Raw genomic sequence first — 4819 nt, 5'->3', positions numbered from 1 at the left:
GTTCCACACGCCGGGCGGGGCGTACGGGGCGGCGGCGGCGAAGGCCGAGAACGTCCCGGCGTGCGGGCCGCGGGACCCGTATGTGCTGGCCGGGGTGCTGTGGAAGTCGAAGGCCGGCGGCTGGTACCTGCTGGCCGCCGGAAGCCGGAAGACGGCGTCGATCCGGGCGACGGGCGGCGTGGACGGGGTGGCGCGGAGCAGTCTGCTGACCGTGCCGGCCGAGCAGGGAGCGCAGGCTCAGCTCAAGGGGACCTTGAAGGACGGGCGTTCGCTGCGCGGACTGCGCTGACGCGAGCGGCTTCCGGGCCCGCGAGGTGAGGCCTCGGGACCCCGCGATCGATCCGGCCCGTTCGAGGCCGGAATCGATCGGTAAGGTGTTCGTATGACTATCGGGGTTCGCCGCAGAATGGGAGTCGAGGAGCGGCGGCAGCAGTTGATCGGCGTCGCCCTCGAACTGTTCAGCCGCCGCTCGCCCGACGAGGTCTCCATCGACGAGATAGCGTCGGCCGCGGGCATTTCACGCCCGTTGGTCTACCACTACTTCCCCGGCAAACTCAGCCTGTACGAGGCCGCGTTGCAGCGGGCATCGGACGATCTGGCGGCCCGTTTCGTGGAGCCGTACGAGGGTCCGCTGGGGGCACGGCTGCTGCGCGTGATGCACCGCTACTTCGACTTCGTGGACGAACACGGGCCCGGTTTCTCCGCCCTGATGCGCGGCGGTCCGGCGGTCGGCTCCTCGACGACCAACGCGCTCGTCGACTCCGTACGGCAGGCCGCGTATGTCCAGATCCTTTCGCACCTGGGCGTGACCGATCCGCCCGCGCGCCTCGAACTGGTCGTCCGTTCCTGGATCTCGCTCGCCGAGTCGACGGCGTTGATCTGGCTGGACGGCCGGCGCATCCCGCGCGAGGAACTGGAGCCCCAGCTCGTCAACGACTTCGCCGCCCTCGCCGCGGTCAGTGCCGCCTACGACGAGGAGATGGCCGCGCTGCTGCGCGGCGTCGTCAAGGACGAGCCGGCCGACGGGCCGTTCGCGATGCTGGTCGGCCGGCTCATCGCCCTGGCGAGCTGAGCCGGCTCAGCTCTCGAACTTGGCGTAGGAGGGGTCCAGGTCGCGGACCTCGGCGGAGGCGTGCAGCGCGACCCCCTCGGCGGGCTTGAGGTGGGTCCGCAGCAGCTCCAGCGCGGCCTGGGTGAGCCGGGCCTTGACCTCGTCGGTGCGGCCCGCGAGCAGCGCGATGTGGACGTGCACATGGGCGTGCCCCTCGGCCTCGGGGCCGACGACGATGTCCTCGGTCGGGCGGAACAGGCTCTTGCACGCGGGCGGTTTGGCGGCCGCGATCTCGACCGTCGCCTCGTGCAGCGCCTTCGCGAATCCGGGCCGGTCGAAGTCGTCGGCGAGGTCGGCGGAATAGTCGACGGTGATCTGCGGCATCAGTACTCCTGTTTCTGGGCCAGTGGGCTCACCTTAGACAGGGGTGCCGGGGCTGTGCCGGATGCCGTCGGCGTCCCTCTCGGCGACCCCGGGGCGTACGGGGGCGGGGCGTGCCGTGGCTCACGGCACGCCCCACCCGACGTGTGCGCTATCCGGCTGCCCGGGTGAAGACGGCGACCGTGCGCCCCGGGACGGCGAACGTGCCCGTTTCGGCAGCGTAGGAGGAGGACTTGACGGTGGAGTCCGCCCCCGCCGTCTGGACCGGGTGCAGCCGGTACCCCGCCTCGGCGAGTGCGGGCACGTGCTGTTCCTGCCGCTGCGGTGTGGCGTTGAAGACGACGACGAGGTCACCGAGCCGCATGGTGATCACGCCGGGTGTCTCGTCCTGGCCGGACAGTGGGAAGGAGAGCCTGGACTGCACCTGTGCGGCCGTGCCGAGGGAGAAGTCCTTCTCGGTGCTGCGGATCCGCAGCAGGTCGCGGTACGCGGCCGAGGTGCCCTCGATCTGCTCGCAGCCCACCTCGACCCTGGTCAGCAGGGGTTTGGCGTACGGCCACTTGTCGGCGTTGTCCGCCGCCATGGGCAGGCCGCGGCCGAAGCCGTTGCCGTCCTCGCACCTGAAGTGGACGGCGTTGAACCAGTCGCCGCTGTCGTAGGAGTTGCGGTCCAGGGACTTGGAGCGCAGCAGGTCGGTGCCCGCCTGGGAGAGGGCCGGGCCCTGCGAGAGGGTGGCCGTGGCCATGGCCAGGACCTGCATCCGGGCCCGGTCGGCCGCGCTCGTCGAAGCGGGCAGTTTGAAGGCGAGCGCGTCGAACAGGGTCTCGTTGTCGTGCGCGTCGGCGTAGGCGAGGGCTTCACCGGGGGCGTCGGCGTAGCCGGCGGGGGCGCCGTTGTAGTCGACGTCGGAGCCCTCGACCTCCTCGCCCGCGGTGTCGGTGAAGCGGTAGCCGGCGAGGTTTCCGGAGAGACCGACCTTGATCAGGTCCTGGTAGTGCAGCAGGCGGGCCTTCTGCTCGGCCGCGGTTCCGTTGTTCTCGGAGGAGTTGGGATCGGTGTACAGACCGGACGCGAAGCCCTGGACGCCGGGGTCCTCGTCGAAGGGGCCACCGCCGCGCACGGCGTCGCGGGCACGGTCGGAGAAGGTGGCGACGCCGGTGCCGGCCATGTTCTTCTGTGTGGCCTGGGTGAACCGGGCGTCGTCGGCGATCTCGCCGAAGTTCCAGCCCTCCCCGTAGAGGATGATCTTCTTGCCGTCGACGCCGTCCTTCGCGACGGTCAGCGCGTCGAGGGCCTTCCTGACCGCGAGGATGTTGGCCTTCGGGTGGTGGCCCATGAGGTCGAAGCGGAAGCCGTCGACCTTGTACTCCTTCGCCCAGGTGACGACCGAGTCGACGACGAGTTTGCCCATCATGGCGTTCTCGGTGGCGGTGTTGGCGCAGCAGGTGCTGTTCGCGACCGAGCCGTCGGCGAGGAGCCGCTGGTAGTAGCCGGGCACGATCCGGTCCAGGACGGAGGTGTCCGCCTGGCCGCTGGCGGCGGTGTGGTTGTAGACGACGTCCATGACCACCCGCAGCCCGTCGCCGTTGAGGGCCTTGACCATCCGGCGGAACTCGACCGTGCGGGCGGTGCCGTCCGGGTCGGTGGCGTAGGAGCCCTCCGGGACCGTGTAGTGGAACGGGTCGTAGCCCCAGTTGTAGGCGTCCTTCGCGGCGATCTTCCCGACGCACTCCTGCTGCCGGTCGGAGTCGGCGGGGAAGGAGGGCAGGTCGCAGTCGGGCTTCGCCTGGTCGGCCTTCTTCTCCGGGATGGTGGCGATGTCGAACGCGGGCAGCAGATGCACGTACGAGGTGCCCGCCTTCGCCAGCTCGCGCAGGTGCTTGCTGCCGTCACTGGCCTTGTCGGTGAAGGCGAGGTAGGTGCCGGGGTGCTTCGCCGTGCGGTCCGCCACGGAGAAGTCCCGGATGTGCAGCTCCTGGATCTGCGCGTCCCTCAGCGGTACGGCTTTCGGTTTGGTGTACGCCGACCAGCCGGAGGGCTTGAGCGCCTTGTCGCCCAGGTCGACGACGAGGCTGCTCTTCGAGTCGGCGGTGAGGGCGAGGGCGTAGGGGTCGGTGACCTTGTTGGTGACGACCTTGCGGACGCTGGGCGCCCAGACCTTCACGACGTACCGGTAGGGCTTGCCCTTCCAGGACTTCGGGCCGGTGACGGACCAGACGCCGGTGGTGGCGTCGCGTTTCATCGGGACGGTCCCGGTGCCGAGCTCCAGGGCGACGGACTGCGCGGTCGGCGCCCACACGGACAGGGTGGGGCGGCCCTGGGAGAACGTCGGTCCCAGGTCGGCCTTCGTCGCGCCGGGGTACAGGTCGTCGAGGACACCGGCGATCTGGACACCGGTCGCGGCGAGCACCGCTCCGTTCGCGGCGTGCTGGGTGGCGACGACCTGGCCGCGCAGGGCCTCACGGACACGGTCGCGGTCGCGCGGGTCGACGGTCCAGGCGTCGTACGCCTTCACATGCGGGAACTTCGCCTTCTGGGCGTCGGTCAGCTCGCTCTTCGACAGGCGCAGCCACTTCGCGTCGCCGGTCAGGGCGCCGTCCTTCACCGCGATCGACCCGTCGCGGGCGTAGAGCAGCTGGGTGGAGGCGGCGGTGTCGGAGCCGTTCCAGGCGAGGGTGTCCCGGTCGATCCAGACGGCCTTGGAGGTGGTGAGGTCGAGGGCGGCCGCGCTGCCCTCGGGCTGCGGGAGCAGGTACTTCTCCTGGCCGCTCACCAGCCACACCTCGTGGCCGTTCGCCTTGAGGTCGAGCGACCGGTCGGTGGGCAGGTCCTTCTCGTCGCCCTTGTGCAGGATGTAGCTGAGGCTGGTGGCTCCGTCGGTGAGCGGTACCTCGAAGACTGCGCCATAGGAATCAGTCTTGACCGGTTCGAGGGGCTTCGACCACTCGGTGGGGTTCGCGGCGCCGGTCCAGACGTGCAGTCCCCAGCCGTCGTAGTTCCTGTCGGCCCGGTGGTAGTGCAGGACGGCCTTGCTCTTGTCGGGGGCCGGGTACGCGGGCCGCTCGGTGGTGACAGTGTCCTTGCCCTGCTCGATCCAGATCTCGCCGGTCTTGGTGACGTCGATCGTGCGGTCGGTGGCGACGTCCTTGGTGCCGTCCTTGTCGATGACGAGGAAGCCGACGTTCGAGGCGCCGGGCTTGAGCTTGACCCAGGCGAAGGCGCCGTAGGCGTCGCGGCCGGTGAAGGGGTGGCTCTCGGGCCACTCGGTGGCCTCGCCCTCGGCGAGGTCGCCCCAGGCGTACAGGCCCCAGTCGGCGTAGTCCCCGTCGGCGCGCTTGTAGTGCACGATCGCGTAGTCGCGGGAGGAGGCGGCGGGCGGCTCCGGGG

3 protein-coding genes and 1 pseudogene are annotated in these 4819 nt (G+C 70.3%); 2 read left to right on the top strand and 2 right to left on the bottom strand.

Annotated elements, in window-relative coordinates:
- Positions 1–289: pseudogene (locus C1J00_RS38295) on the top strand (hypothetical protein); the annotation flags it as partial.
- A gap of 93 nt (positions 290–382) precedes the next feature.
- Positions 383–1072 (top strand): TetR/AcrR family transcriptional regulator, encoded by a 690-nt coding sequence (locus C1J00_RS38290; RefSeq protein WP_102913504.1) that lies wholly within the window; start codon positions 383–385, stop codon positions 1070–1072.
- Positions 1073–1078: 6 nt separating this feature from the next.
- Here C1J00_RS38290 and C1J00_RS38285 read toward each other — a convergent pair whose 3' ends face one another.
- Positions 1079–1435, bottom strand: coding sequence for a 5-carboxymethyl-2-hydroxymuconate Delta-isomerase (locus C1J00_RS38285; RefSeq protein WP_102913503.1), 357 nt, complete (start codon positions 1433–1435; stop codon positions 1079–1081).
- A gap of 148 nt (positions 1436–1583) precedes the next feature.
- A partial coding sequence (pulA, locus tag C1J00_RS38280) for a pullulanase-type alpha-1,6-glucosidase (protein WP_146046341.1) occupies positions 1584–4819 on the bottom strand: 3236 nt, incomplete at its 5' end.

The sequence above is a fragment of the Streptomyces cahuitamycinicus genome, from assembly GCF_002891435.1.
GTDB classification, from domain to species: Bacteria; Actinomycetota; Actinomycetes; order Streptomycetales; family Streptomycetaceae; genus Streptomyces; species Streptomyces cahuitamycinicus.
The sequence above is the reverse complement of the archived record's forward strand: the minus strand, read 5'-3'. Positions and strand labels throughout refer to the sequence as shown.

Bases quoted from the DNA above. Each gene is read 5' to 3' on its own strand.
- C1J00_RS38290 (WP_102913504.1), top strand. From the start codon at position 383: ATGACTATCGGGGTTCGCCGCAGAATGGGAGTCGAGGAGCGGCGGCAG.
- C1J00_RS38285 (WP_102913503.1), bottom strand. From the start codon at position 1,435: ATGCCGCAGATCACCGTCGACTATTCCGCCGACCTCGCCGACGACTTC.